Genomic DNA, 12,985 nt, shown 5'->3' with positions numbered 1-12,985 from the left:
CGTGAGATTCACATTAGATTATCAAGTAACTGATAACTATTCTCGGCTGAAAAAGTGAGAAACTTTTTTAAATATTGGTTAGTCTTGAGGTTAACAGTGTTGAGTATAAGTTACAGTCCATCTTTCATATTTGTTTGTGAGATATTCTCATAAATCACTGACTTTTATTAACAGGTAGAGAGGAAAAAGCATGAACAGAGCAATTATCGTTAAATCGCTCATCGCATCAATAGGATGTTTAGCTTTATTTGCTCCTCGTCCGGTTGCGGCGCAAATTATTCCTCAACCTTGGGTTTCAGTGGGTGCGAAAGATGGGGATGTAACTTATGCTGTGGGAGCTAGAGCATTAAACTTGGGTGTAGAGTTAGGTACAGGTGAAGATGGTGCTACAGGGTAGATGTGCTGAAATTCTTGAGTTTACCCGTAATTTCGCCTTATGTGGGGGTGGGATATTACTCTGAAGATAAAGGTGTGGCCTTGTCTGGTGGCGTACAAGTAAAGGCTAGCGATCGCCTGTTCTTTGGTGCTGGTTATAATTCTGTACGGGGAGTTAACGGACAGTTAGGAATTCGATTTTAGTTAACTCTCAAATATGACTTTGTGCTTGACAAAATTACGTTTGTAGTAAGCTATCCGTCTTAATCTAAATTTAATCTAAATCATTCCTAACCTAAAAAATTAGCTTTTACTCAAGAAAAGAGAAGGATAAAAAGCAAATGCTCTATCTTTCTCTTTTTTTGTGCTGATTTTTTTGCTATTAACTTTCGTGGCAAAAGGACTCCTGTAAGTAGTAGGATAGGCCATATCTAGGGATAACTTTAGATAGATGGCAAAAATACTGTAAGTAACATAGATAGTATCAGTTTAGTCTCTTGACTAACTAATACTGAGGTTAAAGGTAGATTATGAAATTTATTGATGTAATAGGAATCTCCTTATGGAGCAAGGATTAAGGCTACTCATTCAATTAGTGATAGAGTTTGCACCTGTAGCGATCGCGCTCATACAAAAGAGAACAAAAGAAAGTTTAGATATTACTAAATATCCCATTCCCCAAGCAATTCAAGCATTTATTGAAATTGCTGATACTGCTAAACCTAAAAAAAATGTCACCCCAGGTTTTGAACAAGAGAAGCTGTTACAAAAGCAATTATCTGCTTATCAGCGCGAAACCCAATTAGAAGTAGCAAAACAAGAAAGAGATACGGCTCTAAAATTACCAGAAGTCAATAAAATTCTGGATGGTTGGCCTTTAAGACTCTATCCCTCACAAATCTTAGAGTCTCATGTTGATGCTGAACGTCCACCACTAAAAATTTTCTTAGCACCTCCCCAAGTCAAATTTGATGAATTTGCACCGAAAACGGAGGAAAATTTGGCATTGGAAACTATGTTGGCGGAGGGAATTAGGAAATTTGTCAATAAGTATTATTCACTCCATAATCCCATTCGACCTACAGAATTTTTAGCAGGTGCTTGGGATAGTAAACGTTTTCATAGTGAATCTAGCATCAAAGCTCTCTTTGGACTGTTAAAAACAGAACCAATTTTAATTTTAGAATCAGAAAATGATGGAGATTATTTAAATTTTCGGATTGCTTACTGGGGTTTAGGTCAAAGTAACTATTACTATAAAACTATTTCGCGTATACCTTATAGAGAAATTATTCAACAATCTGCTAAAAATCGCGCCTGGGAATGGAAAAAAATCCGCGATGATTTATTAGCTTTAGGTGAAGATATTGAGGATATTAACAAGTTAGGTAAAGATAATGTAGTTAATTTAGCTATTTTAGAAAAAGTAGAAAAATGGCAAGCTCAAGGCATTGATATTAGTAAGTTAGATTTAAAATATCAGGTAAATCAGCAAGACTTTGAGCAACTGTGCCAAGTATTAATCACTTGTCATAGTTTAGTAGCCGCATGGATAGCAGATATTTATCATTTGGTGCATCATGATGTACCACCTTTACTACCAGAGTTATTATCTAGCTTATTAAAAGAGAGCTTTGATTTAGAATCGGTGCAAGCTATTGTCACTAGCTATCAGCAAATTTACGAAGCTTTAGAAAAAGAAAGACTCTATTGGATACCGGAATTAGCTTTACAATTAGCCCAAAGTTTAGCACATTTACCCGATCGCACTTGGTCACAGGAACAGTTAAACTACTCCATCCACACTTGGTTAGACTTGCATCAAGTCTCAGTGCAAGAATTCCCTCATCCCCTAGAAGCGATGCTATCAGCCATCAAAATCCAGGATGAGGAATATGTCCATAAGTTAAAGGAATACTTTCTCATTGTCAATGATAGACAAAGTTTTCTAGAGGTTGAGAAACTGTTAGCCGCGATCGCCCACCTAAAAACTAAACTAGTTTTAGAAGCTCCCAGTTTAGGTTACACCCTCAAAGGTCATGCAGGTAAAGTGACATCTGTGGCGATTAGTCCTGATGGTGAGGTGTTAGTCAGTGGGTGTACAGACCAAAATATTAACGTTTGGGATATTCATGATGGTCACTTGATTAAAACTATCGCCAGTAATTTAGGAGAAGTTTCATCAGTGGCGATTAGTCCTAATGGTGATTTTTTAGCCGTGGGGAGTTGTGAACACCCTAGAAGTAACGTCAAAGTTTGGGATTTCAAAACAGGTAAACTTGTACATACACTGCTAGGACATCAAAAACCTGTAAATGTCGTAGTTATCAGTCCAGACGGGGAGATTTTAGCCAGTGGTAGCAACAAAATCAAACTGTGGAACTTACAAAAAGGCGATCGCATTTGCACCCTTTGGCATTCCTCAGCCGTTCATGCGATCGCCATTAGTCCTGATGGTACAATCCTCGCTAGCGGGAGTGCTGACACCAAAATCCGACTATGGAACCCCCGCACAGGCGATCCTTTACGCACCCTAATCGGTCATGCTGGAGATGTGAAAGCGATCGCCATGAGTCCTGATGGACAGTTACTATTTAGTGGTAGTGCTGACACCACTATCAAAATTTGGCATTTAATTACAGGTAAACTACTCTACACCTTAACTGAACACACCGAAGAAATTACATCTTTAGCCGTAAGTCCTGATGGACAAACTCTCTTTAGTAGCAGTGCAGATACAACTATTAAAATTTGGCGTATTTCTACTTGTGAATCTGTACAAACTCTCACAGGACATTCAGAAAAAATTAATTCTATCGCCTTAAGTCCCGATGGTAAGATTCTCGCCAGTGGAAGTTCTGATCAAACCATCAAAATTTGGCAGATTGATCAAATATAGCGAGCTAAAGTCGCTTTGACAAAGAAAGATTTGGGATTAAAAGCCCAGATTTATAACCTATTCTAGAATCTCGAATTTGGTATTAACCACTTTCTTGATCTAAGCTAAATTTTTAATAAATGATTCAGTCCGTAAACCGGAGGTAAAAGAACTATGCTTAAATATTCCTCAATCATTAGCACATCGCCAGAAATTATGGGTGGAACACTTGTCTTTACTGATACTAGAGTTCCTGTACAAACACTTTTAGACTATCTCAAAGCAGGAGAATCGATTGACGATTTTTTAGATGGATTTCCAAGTGTAACTAGAGAGCAAGTTATTGCATTTTTAGAAGAGACAGGGAAACAAATTCTTGACGCGGTAGCATAGTATGAAGTTGCTTGTTGATGCGTGTATTGATCATCATGTTTATTGCTACAAAAACTAAAGCATAACTAGCATGGCTAAGACTAAAGTTAATTAGCTCTATTTGCGGCGATAAACATCTCTACGATGACTAATTTTAACGACTTTAACTATTAATAAATCATCTTTAATTTCGTATAGGATACGATATGTACCCACCCGAACACGATAGGTATCTTCTTCACCCTCTAACTTAACCACGCCATTAGGACGAGGGTTATTTGATAACTCTTGAATTTTTTCTTCAATTTTAAGTTGAATATCTTCAGGTAGCTTTTTTAATTGTTTAGCTGCCCTAGTTGTAATTTCTATTTGATAAATCATGCACTCTCTTGCTTATATTGCTCCCAAGAGATAGTAGTATCATTTTTTGCCGCAAAAATATCCTGAATATCTTCTTCATCTTCACTTTTACGAATTTTTAGTAACTCTAAAACATCTTCTAAAGTGTCGTCATAAGCTTGTTCTAATTCTTCATAAATAGCTTTGAGTAATGCCTGTCTAGTTTTGGTCGGTTGCATAATATACCTCATTGATGATTTATAGCTATTCTTAATCGTTTAGGATAAAGGTTTTTTAGTTACTTAATCTTCAATAACTTCTACCAGTTCTTCTAAGGTAACTTCAAACGCTTGGGCTATTTTAAAGACAGCAGATAAGTCAACGGTATTAAGTGCGCCACGTTGCACATAACTTCTCACAGTGTTGTAGTTGACTCCTGAGCGATTAGCCACATCTTTGAGTGTCCAACCTCGCTGTTCTGCTAGTTCTTTAATCTTTAACCTAACGTAACCCATTTTAAATAGTTGACAATGATGCGTACGCATCAGATAATCTTTTTGTAGTCAATGATGCGTACGCATCAAAAGTTGTTAACGCACACCAAAAGCGATCGCTCGTCTTGCCTGGAAAACATACAGAGCGATCGCTATTCCTAACGCATCCCACAAAGTGGGAAAGTATTCTCCTATGATATCAACCTCAAAGCCAAAATCAAATAGTCAACCTTGGTGTATTATTCGCCAACTACCAGATATGCAGCGAATGGTAATAGCAAGGTTTCACCGTCGTCATGATGCAGATGCTTATAGGCAAATTCTTCAGCGACTGCTACCTACAGCCATTCATGTGATTGTGTTTGACTCCAACGTTCTCGAAATCTCAGGAGAAGTTAAACAGCCTGTGATTAGATAACTAATATCAACTGCGACAAAAAACCGAGTAACATTGATGTCACTCGGTTGACTTAAATATCAATATCAAAAATTTTGCAGGAGCAAAGTATTGCCCCTATTGATCTTTGACTAAAATTAAACTTTAGCAGCAGCCTTGGTGACAGCGTTCAGTTCGCCTTTAGCATACTTAGCAGCAAAATCTTCGAGACTAACTTGCTTAATCTTGCTAGCGTTACCAGCAGTGCCGAATTGTACATAACGTTCAGCACAAACCTTCTGCATATATTTGATAGAAGGCTTGAGGAAGTGACGGGGGTCAAATTCCTTGGGTGCTTTTGCTAAAGCTTCGCGCACAGCTGCGGTGATAGCCAAACGGTTGTCGGTGTCGATGTTAACTTTACGTACACCGCTCTTGATACCTTTTTGGATTTCTTCTACAGGTACACCGTAGGTTTCAGGAATCGCACCGCCGAATTCGTTAATCAAAGCGATTAAATCTTCGGGAACGGAGGAAGAACCGTGCATTACCAAGTGGGTGTTAGGTAGACGACGGTGAATTTCTTCAATGCGGCTGATAGCCAAAATTTCGCCAGTGGGTTTGCGGGTAAATTTGTAAGCACCGTGGCTTGTACCGATAGCTACAGCCAAAGCGTCTACTTGGGTTGCTTCTACGAAGCTAACAGCTTCATCGGGGTCGGTTAACAATTGGGAGTGGTCGAGTGTACCCTCGAAACCATGACCATCTTCAGCTTCACCTGCGCCGGTTTCCAAAGAACCCAAGCAACCAAGTTCACCCTCTACACTTACGCCCAAAGCATGAGCTACATTGACAACTTCACGGGTAACATTAACGTTGTACTCGAAGCTAGCAGGGGTTTTAGCGTCAGCTTCCAAAGAACCATCCATCATTACGCTAGTGAAGTTGTTCTTGATAGCTGAGTAACAAGTAGAAGGAGCATTGCCATGATCTTGGTGCATGACAATGGGGATGTGAGGATAGGTTTCTACCGCAGCCAAAATCAAGTGGCGCAGGAAGTTTTCACCTGCATAGTTACGCGCGCCACGGGAAGCTTGTAAAATGACGGGGCTATCTGTCTCTTCAGCCGCCTTCATAATTGCCTGAATTTGCTCCAGGTTGTTAACGTTAAAAGCTGGGATGCCGTAACCGTTCTCAGCCGCGTGATCCAACAACAGCCGCATTGGTACCAGCGCCATAGGTAATCCTCCTAATAATGATTTTTAGCTAGTCGGTGTCAGACAAGCGTAATCTTTACGCTAATCTTAAGAGTTTTTTCAACTTATAGGAAATTATAACTAGTGTGGGGTGTTTATGTTGAAAAAGTTTACGCTGTTACTCATCAAGATGCCTCACACTTGACCAGGATGACTGTAAAGTCTGTTACGCCTGGGTGAAAGGCTTTGGTAGTCTGTTACTCTAGAGTTTTGCTCAATATTGCCGATCGCCATTGCTCAATCAAGTATTGTGAACAGTGTGCTGGCGATCGCCCTTAATCAAGCCAGAATATTTTACTACCTGAGTCACTCTCATCTCCATCCGCAGAAAGATGAGTTTTAGCTGCTTTGCCCTGTAATTGTTAATTGCAGGCACTAATTACTGAGTGTGTATTTTTTCGGTTCTCAACCGATCATTAAGCCAAAATCTGAATAATTTATGCAAATTTTGGTCTATTTATAGCCTATTTATATTAGGAGAGCTTAATGCTAGCTCTGATGTTAAATAGTAAGGGTTTACCCTATTCTGACCCCATTCACCCTATTATCGTCCACTTTGTCATTGCAATGGTGTTCTTCTCTTTTTTTTGCGATGTGGTGGGTTATTTCAGCCGCAATGTGCGGTTTTTGGAGGTCAGTTTTTGGAATATGTTGGTAGCGGCGATCGCGATTTTTGTCGCCATCATTTTTGGACAGTTGGAAGCCGGTTTAGCGCAAGTTTACCCAGCAGTCCAGCCCACACTGAATTTTCATACTGTTATGGGTTGGTCACTAGGGGCATTTGTGGTAGGAATGACAGCTTGGCGATTTGTAATCCGTAACCGACACCCGCAAAAACTCCCTCCTGCTTATCTTGGTGTCGCCACAATTTTAGTTTGTCTAGTGTTTTTGCAAGTATACCTGGGGAGCAAACTATTTTGGGTCTATGGATTGCACGTTAAGCCTGTTGTGGAAGCAATGCAGCCGGGAATATCACCATGAACTCACAACTCATCGAGCAATTGAGATTGAGGTTGGGTGCAAATGGATTACCCTATGAAATTCCCATGCACCCAAACTTAGTACATCTGACACTAGGCTTATTTATCATTGCCATCTTATTTGACATCGCAGGGGCTATTTTCCCCATAGAAAGACCCATATTCAAATTCTTAGGTCTAACAGCTATTCGTTCTAGCTTCTTTGATGTTGGCTGGTACAACCTACTAGGGGCGGCTGTCGTGACATTTTTCACCGTGGGATTCGGTTTTTTCGAGTTACTACTAGCCAACCCACCAGTGAATCAAAAAAGTGATTGGGGGTTAAACGCCTCTTGGACAATGCTTTTACATGGCTTGGGTGGTGTGGTGTTGTTGGGGGCTATTGTCGCTATGACTGTCTGGAGGGGTTGGCAACGCTATTACTCTAGACAAGTGCAGTGGTCTTATTTGTTAGTAGGTATGGCCATGCTGGGTCTTTTGTATGTCCACGGCACTTTAGGAGGGCAATTAGGTGGGGAGTTTGGTATTCATGTAACTGCTGCCAATTTAATTCAAGAGGGCGTAAATCCGAATTTGCTACCTCAATAAAGGGAAATATAGAAAATTTATGCCTAAATTTTTAGAATATTTACTAATAGCAGTTGTGATTGCCATATTGCTTGCTTTGAGCCGTTGGATTGGTCAGCAGGCATACACCTGGATGCCAATTCAAGCGACAGCAGAAGCACAAAAAGTAGATGATTTATTTAGCTTCCTAGTCTCCATAGGTGCATTCATCATTCTTGTGCTGTTGGGCATGATGGTGTTTTCTATCATATTCTTTCGCGCACCCACAAATGATTACAGTGAAGGACATCCATCTAGGGGAGATATCAGATTAGAAATCCTATGGACTGCAACTCCAACCGTATTGGTGTTGTGGTTAGCTTTTCAAGGTGTCAATATTTACCAGCAATTACATATTCTGGGTTTACAGCAGATTGTCCAACTGCCGACACCATTGGAATCAGCAGCAGTTTATGCCATAACCACTGGGGAAAAACCAAAACCTGCGGCGGAAACTATCGAGGTATTTGTCAAGCAGTGGGATTGGTCTTTTCGCTATCCCAATAATGTTATTAGTCAAGAATTACACCTGCCTGTCAATCTTCGGACTCGCCTAAATATGCACGCTAAGGACGTACTTCATAGCTTTTACGTTCCTGATTTTCGGCTACAGCAGTATATTGTCCCTGGACGCAATATTGACCTTGTAGTTACACCCATTCGCCCAGGCAAGTATAAGCTCAAAGATGCTCTATTCAGTGGTACTTATTTTTCGCTGATGGATGCTGATGTTCTGGTGGAATCTCCAGAACAGTATAACCAGTGGCTAACTCAAGCCCAACAAGAACTAACAACAAATCAAAATCAAGCTGTGGCTGAGTATACCCAACCACCAACAACCATGTTGAAGAGTGGCTGGTATACTGTTGCACCCAGTCAAGAGGCTGTTGCTCAGGAGAATTACGTCAAAAATGACACATGATATTAGAGAAACCGCACCGCCAAACGAGCCTGAGAATAACTGGCGACAATATTTTAAGTTCAACACCGACCATAAAGCGATCGCCGTGCAGTACATGGTGACGGCTTTCATTTTCTTCTTGGTGGGCGGACTTTTGGCAATGCTCATCCGTGCTGAACTAATTACACCTGCATTAAATGTGGTTGATCGTCCCTTGTATAACGGTCTATTCACCTTGCACGGCACAATCATGATCTTTCTCTGGATTATCCCCTTTAATGCAGGTATCTCTAATTACTTAGTACCACTGATGATTGGCGCACAGGATATGGCGTTTCCTCTTCTCAATGCCATTTCGTTTTGGATGATTCCCCCAGGAGGCATTTTATTAATCTCTAGCTTCTTACTGCCCAATGGTACGGCGCAGTCTGGCTGGTGGTCTTATCCGCCTATTAGTTTGCAAATTCCTCCAGGCCAGCCGATTAACGGTGAATGTCTGTGGATTGTCAGTTTAGTCATCATCGGTATTTCTTCCATTATGGGGGCTGTGAACTTTGTCACTACTATTTTTTGGATGCGCGCCCCAGGAATGAGTTTTTTCCGAATGCCTGTGTTTGTGTGGTCAGCTTTGAGCGCGCAATTGTTACAGCTGATTAATTTACCTGCTCTTACTGGTGCATTGATATTGCTATTACTTGATCTCAATTTTGGGACGCAATTCTTTAAACCCCTAGAGAATGGCGACCCCATCATTTACCAACATCTCTTCTGGTTTTACTCCCACCCCGCAGTTTACATCATGGCACTGCCCGCTTTTGGGATTTTCGCAGAGGTTTTACCTGCTTTTTCCCGTAATCCCCTATTTGGCTATCGCTCCTTGGCTGTTGCTTCTTTAGGAATTGCGTTAGTGAGTATTTTCGTTTGGGTACACCATATGTTTACCAGTGCCACCCCAAGCTGGATGCGGATATTATTTATGTTTACTTCCATGTTGGTGGCTGTACCCACCGGTGTAAAAGCATTTGGTTGGACTGCCACAATTTGGAAAAGCAAACTGCACTTAGAGACACCCATGCTGTTTGCAATGGGAGGTGCAGCCATGTTTTTACTCGGTGGTGTTACTGGTGTGATGCTAGCAGCAGTACCGTTTGATATTCACGTCCACAATACCTACTTTGTGGTGGGACACTTCCACTACATTGTTTTCAACACCATCACAATGGCGATTTTTGCCGCCATTTACTTTTGGTTTCCCAAAATTACTGGCAGAATGTACGCCGAAGGCTGGGGTAAATTGCACTTTTGGTTAACCTTTATTGGTGCTAACCTGACTTTCTTCCCCATGCTCTCACTAGGTTTACAGGGGATGGTACGCCGAATTTCCTCCTATGACCCACAGTATCAAGATGGGAATGTCATATCTAGTTTAGGAGCCTTTTTGCTAGGAGTATCCACCCTGCCCTTTATTGCCAATATGGTTGGTTCGTGGCTATACGGCCAAAGGGCAGTGAATAATCCTTGGCACGCCACCGGACTAGAATGGACAACCACTTCACCACCACCAAGAAATAACTTTGCAGAAATTCCTGTGGTGAAAAGACCACCCTACGACTACGGTAATCCCAAATATTCCGTCATAGAACCTACTGAGTCAGACGAACAAAGGCGCAGAGAAATATGGGAGAGATGAATCCAATTCGCAGTTCGCAATTCGCAATTCGCAATTCGCAACGATGCTCCCGCCCCGCTCCGCTAACGCAATGGACTAACGTCCCGCTACGCTCTAAGCGCAGCTATGCCGCAGGCTTTACGCAATTAAAATTATGAATCGGCGCACTATTTATATAGATGAAAGTCCTATCCGTTTTGAACGGTGGCGAAAATATTTACCTTCTTGGCTGAAGCGGTTTTTACCTAGTGGTGGTGGTAATGCTGAAGACCATCATGGTAAGGCTATTTTTGGATTTATTGTATTTCTCCTGTCAGAAAGTATCATTTTTTTGAGTTTTATTTTCACTTATGTTGCTTTGCGATTAACCCACTCACAACATTGGCTACCACCTGGAATCTCAGGACCGCAATTATCTACGCTAGTGCTGATCAATACGGTGGTTTTACTTTCTAGCAGTTTGATGGTGCAATCAGCAGAAAATGCTCTCCAACATAGCAAATTGAATCAATTCCGTTGGCTTTGGTTGCTGACAATTGGCATGGGAAGTTATTTCTTAATTGGTCAAGGCATTGAGTGGAGCAAATTAGACTTTGGACTCAGCACAGGATTAGTAGGTTCTACATTCTATTTACTAACAGGTTTCCACAGTTTGCACGTTCTTGCTGGTGTAATTCTCCTGGTTACTATGCTGGTTCGTTCTTTTCTTCCTGGTAATTATCATCAAGGTTATTTTGGTGTCAGTGCCGCAACTTTATTTTGGCATTTTGTGGATATAGTTTGGGTATTTTTATTCTCAATTCTCTATCTATGGCGGGATTAAATCTTCACAATTAAAAATAATTTTAGGAGTAAGATGATGAATTTATTCGTGCAGGAATTACCAGATAGACGGGCAATCACAGAAACCCCAGCACCAGGCATAAATCAAGATAAATTGATTGCGCGTGGGTTACAAAAAGAGCAGTACATCGGTATTTTGGGGCTAGCGATCGCCTTAATTGCTGCTGTAGGCTTTTTAAGCCGTAGAGTTGAATACGCTATTGTTTTCGCTTTTGTTTTAAGTGCTATTCTGATTGCTTTATTTTTATTTATTTAGGTCAACAGTCAACAGTAACAAGATAATTTTTATGAACAGCCCAGTTTATCAAACTGTGATTGTCGGTGGTGGTTTCACCGGATTATTTACAGCATTACATTTGGCTCATGAATCCTATCCCCGTTCTGTAATCTTGATTGATCAAAATGAGCGTTTTTGTTTTAAGCCATTACTTTATGAATATTTTGATGGTGAAATGGATAGTTTTCAAGTAGTACCGAAGTTTGCGGAATTACTTCAAGGTAGTGGTGTAATTTTTGTTCAAGATACAGTAAAGTCAATAGACCTACATCAAAGGCGAGTAAAATTAGTTTCGGAAAATTCCTACCAATACAGCAATTTAGTATTAGCTTTAGGTCGTGTTACTGGTTATCATCACGTTACAGGTGCGAAGGAAAATGCTTTTTCTTTCTGGACACAAGCAGATGCGATCGCACTTGACAAGCATTTACGTCGCTGTTTACATACAGCGTTGCAAACTGAAGATAGAGAACAACGTCAAAAACTATTAACAGTAGTTGTAGTAGGTGGCGGCCCTAGCGGTATAGAAATGGCTGCAACCTTAGCTGATTTTCTGCCCAATTGGTACGCGGCTTTAGGAGGTAACGCAACAGAAATTCGTGTGATTCTCCTCAATCATGGGCAGGAAATTCTTGAGGGTGATATCAATGATTTACTGCGACAAATTGCTGAACAGGAATTACAAAAACGGGCTGTAAAAATTGAAATACTTAGGGGAGCAGAAGCCACTGCTGTTTACCCTCATGCTATTGAATATAAACACACTGATGTAGTTAAAACTGTACCAACAGCCACTACAATTTGGACGGCTGGCACTTCTACCCATCCCTTAATTCAAGATTTACCGATTCCGCCAGAACATCGAGATCATCATGGTCGTTTGCTAGTAACTCCCACGATGCAGTTGCTCGATTTTCCAGAAGTATTTGCTGGTGGTGACTGTGCAGCCGTTCAGAATACTTCCCTACCACCGACAGCCCAAGTTGCTTATCAACAGGGGGTGAATATTGCGCGCAACTTAAAAGCGATCGCTCTCGGAGATGACCCCCAACCAGCTAAAGTAAATATTCGGGGGACTCTCTTAAAATTAGGGGTAAATGATGCTGCTGCCAATCTATTCAATGTTTTTGAAGTCACTGGTGAAACCGCACATTTAATTCGTCAAGGTACATATTTAACGCTATTACCAACTCCCATTCACGACTTTAAAGCTGCAACTGAATGGCTAGATGAAGAAATCTTTCATCATCATCTTGTACCTGGCGATGTCGGTAAAAAGGTGGTGCAAGCGGTGGAATTAGCTAGTGCAGGAGTTGTAGGAATTTTAGTGGCGAGGAAATTATTAAAGATGTTGGGCGATGAAGATAAAGAGAAATAGGTAGTAATACTAATTCGCAATTCGCAATTCGCAATTCGCAATTAAAAAACTTAGATGCAGCAAAACTTTCAGGGTTTACATCTGTATCAGATTTTTCGTGAAATGGTGTAAGCTGTTGTACTTTTAATTTGCATATTAAGATTCGCAGGGGGGCAGGGTGCAAGGGAGAGAGTTTACAGCGATGGTAAGGGAGTAGGGGGAAAGACAGTTGTTTTGAAGCAGATAAATTATTCAATCAGTC

General features: G+C 40.8%; 15 protein-coding genes and 1 pseudogene. 12 read left to right on the top strand and 4 right to left on the bottom strand.

Going from position 1 to position 12,985, the window contains the following annotated elements; all coding sequences use genetic code 11:
• Window positions 1–190: 190 nt before the first annotated feature.
• From CV014_RS09995 to CV014_RS09985, 3 genes and pseudogenes are all read left to right on the top strand, one after another.
• Window positions 191–579: pseudogene (locus tag CV014_RS09995) on the top strand (hypothetical protein).
• Between the two features lie 358 nt (window positions 580–937).
• The gene (locus CV014_RS09990) at window positions 938–3,274 is read left to right on the top strand and encodes a WD40 repeat domain-containing protein (protein ID WP_236141880.1); all 2,337 of its coding nucleotides are present in this window, start codon (window positions 938–940) and stop codon (window positions 3,272–3,274) included.
• A 153-nt stretch (window positions 3,275–3,427) separates the two neighbouring features.
• Window positions 3,428–3,646, top strand: coding sequence for a DUF433 domain-containing protein (locus CV014_RS09985; protein WP_236141879.1), 219 nt, complete (start codon window positions 3,428–3,430; stop codon window positions 3,644–3,646).
• A 96-nt stretch (window positions 3,647–3,742) separates the two neighbouring features.
• On the opposite strand, the gene CV014_RS09980 is transcribed toward CV014_RS09985, so the two are convergent.
• From CV014_RS09980 to CV014_RS09970, 3 genes are all read right to left on the bottom strand, one after another.
• The gene (locus CV014_RS09980; protein ID WP_236141878.1) at window positions 3,743–4,006 is read right to left on the bottom strand and encodes a type II toxin-antitoxin system RelE family toxin; all 264 of its coding nucleotides are present in this window, start codon (window positions 4,004–4,006) and stop codon (window positions 3,743–3,745) included.
• Window positions 4,003–4,203: a hypothetical protein gene (locus CV014_RS09975; protein ID WP_236141877.1), complete on the bottom strand. Its 201-nt coding sequence runs from the start codon at window positions 4,201–4,203 to the stop codon at window positions 4,003–4,005. The genes CV014_RS09980 and CV014_RS09975 overlap by 4 nt, the downstream gene beginning before the upstream one ends.
• 63 nt (window positions 4,204–4,266) lie before the next feature.
• Window positions 4,267–4,479 (bottom strand): helix-turn-helix domain-containing protein, encoded by a 213-nt coding sequence (locus tag CV014_RS09970; protein WP_236141876.1) that lies wholly within the window; start codon window positions 4,477–4,479, stop codon window positions 4,267–4,269.
• 172 nt (window positions 4,480–4,651) lie between these two features.
• On the opposite strand from CV014_RS09970, the gene CV014_RS09965 reads away from it, so the two are divergent.
• Entirely contained in the window at window positions 4,652–4,876 is a 225-nt protein-coding gene (locus CV014_RS09965) for a hypothetical protein (RefSeq protein WP_236141875.1), read from the top strand.
• Between the two features lie 116 nt (window positions 4,877–4,992).
• Here the strand turns inward: CV014_RS09965 and fba are convergent, their stop codons facing one another.
• Entirely contained in the window at window positions 4,993–6,072 is a 1,080-nt protein-coding gene (fba, locus tag CV014_RS09960; protein WP_236141874.1) for a class II fructose-bisphosphate aldolase, read from the bottom strand.
• Window positions 6,073–6,310: 238 nt separating this feature from the next.
• On the opposite strand from fba, the gene CV014_RS29965 reads away from it, so the two are divergent.
• The 8 genes from CV014_RS29965 (at window position 6,311) to CV014_RS09925 (ending at window position 12,744) form a co-directional block, all read left to right on the top strand.
• Window positions 6,311–6,433: a hypothetical protein gene (locus CV014_RS29965; protein ID WP_268964594.1), complete on the top strand. Its 123-nt coding sequence runs from the start codon at window positions 6,311–6,313 to the stop codon at window positions 6,431–6,433.
• 143 nt (window positions 6,434–6,576) lie between these two features.
• Entirely contained in the window at window positions 6,577–7,071 is a 495-nt protein-coding gene (locus CV014_RS09955) for a DUF2231 domain-containing protein (protein WP_236141873.1), read from the top strand.
• Window positions 7,068–7,658: a DUF2231 domain-containing protein gene (locus CV014_RS09950; RefSeq protein ID WP_236141872.1), complete on the top strand. Its 591-nt coding sequence runs from the start codon at window positions 7,068–7,070 to the stop codon at window positions 7,656–7,658. Before CV014_RS09955 ends, CV014_RS09950 begins: the two co-directional genes overlap by 4 nt.
• A 19-nt stretch (window positions 7,659–7,677) precedes the next feature.
• Window positions 7,678–8,598 (top strand): cytochrome c oxidase subunit II, encoded by a 921-nt coding sequence (locus CV014_RS09945; protein WP_236141871.1) that lies wholly within the window; start codon window positions 7,678–7,680, stop codon window positions 8,596–8,598.
• Window positions 8,588–10,267, top strand: coding sequence for a cytochrome c oxidase subunit I (ctaD, locus tag CV014_RS09940; RefSeq protein WP_236141870.1), 1,680 nt, complete (start codon window positions 8,588–8,590; stop codon window positions 10,265–10,267). The genes CV014_RS09945 and ctaD overlap by 11 nt, the downstream gene beginning before the upstream one ends.
• A 133-nt stretch (window positions 10,268–10,400) precedes the next feature.
• Window positions 10,401–11,069, top strand: a complete 669-nt coding sequence (locus CV014_RS09935; protein ID WP_236141869.1) for a cytochrome c oxidase subunit 3 — start codon at window positions 10,401–10,403, stop codon at window positions 11,067–11,069.
• 36 nt (window positions 11,070–11,105) lie between these two features.
• On the top strand, window positions 11,106–11,345 hold the full coding sequence (locus tag CV014_RS09930) for a hypothetical protein (protein WP_103140390.1): 240 nt from the start codon (window positions 11,106–11,108) through the stop codon (window positions 11,343–11,345).
• A 31-nt stretch (window positions 11,346–11,376) separates the two neighbouring features.
• The gene (locus CV014_RS09925; RefSeq protein ID WP_236141868.1) at window positions 11,377–12,744 is read left to right on the top strand and encodes an NAD(P)/FAD-dependent oxidoreductase; all 1,368 of its coding nucleotides are present in this window, start codon (window positions 11,377–11,379) and stop codon (window positions 12,742–12,744) included.
• Window positions 12,745–12,985: the final 241 nt, after the last annotated feature.

The sequence above is a fragment of the Nostoc sp. CMAA1605 genome, from assembly GCF_021596505.1.
Lineage (GTDB): Bacteria > Cyanobacteriota > Cyanobacteriia > Cyanobacteriales > Nostocaceae > Trichormus.
This window is presented reverse-complemented; position numbering and strand designations above follow the sequence as displayed.